Source organism: Vibrio sp. 10N.222.49.C9 (assembly GCF_041474985.1).
Lineage (GTDB): Bacteria > Pseudomonadota > Gammaproteobacteria > Enterobacterales > Vibrionaceae > Vibrio > Vibrio crassostreae_C.
This window is the reverse complement of sequence record NZ_JBFRVD010000578.1, coordinates 1-292: the sequence shown is the minus strand read 5'-3', so window position 1 is coordinate 292 and position 292 is coordinate 1. Positions and strand designations below refer to the sequence as shown.

The 292-nt window shown below is 48.3% G+C and carries 1 protein-coding gene; it reads left to right on the top strand.

Annotated elements, in window-relative coordinates; genetic code table 11:
- On the top strand, positions 1 to 292 hold a 292-nt coding region (locus tag AB4585_RS24560; protein WP_372171362.1), incomplete at both ends, for an aldehyde dehydrogenase family protein.

The window sequence follows — 292 nt, the reverse complement described above, 5'->3', positions numbered from 1 at the left end:
GTGTATGAAACTTAAATCTGATTGGCTTGAACTGCAACAAAGCCTAAACATCGAAGGCCGTGCCTACATTAATGGCGAGTTTACCGAAGCCATCTGTGGTGAACGTTTAGCGGTAGTCAACCCAGCAACAGATGACATCATTACAGACATCGCTCGCTGTCAATCTGACGACGTAGAACTCGCAGTAGGATGTGCTCGTCGCGCATTCAAACAAGGAGAGTGGAGCGACAGTGCTCCTTCCCACAGAAAAGCGGTTCTGAACAAATTCGCGGATCTCATCGACGCTCATAAC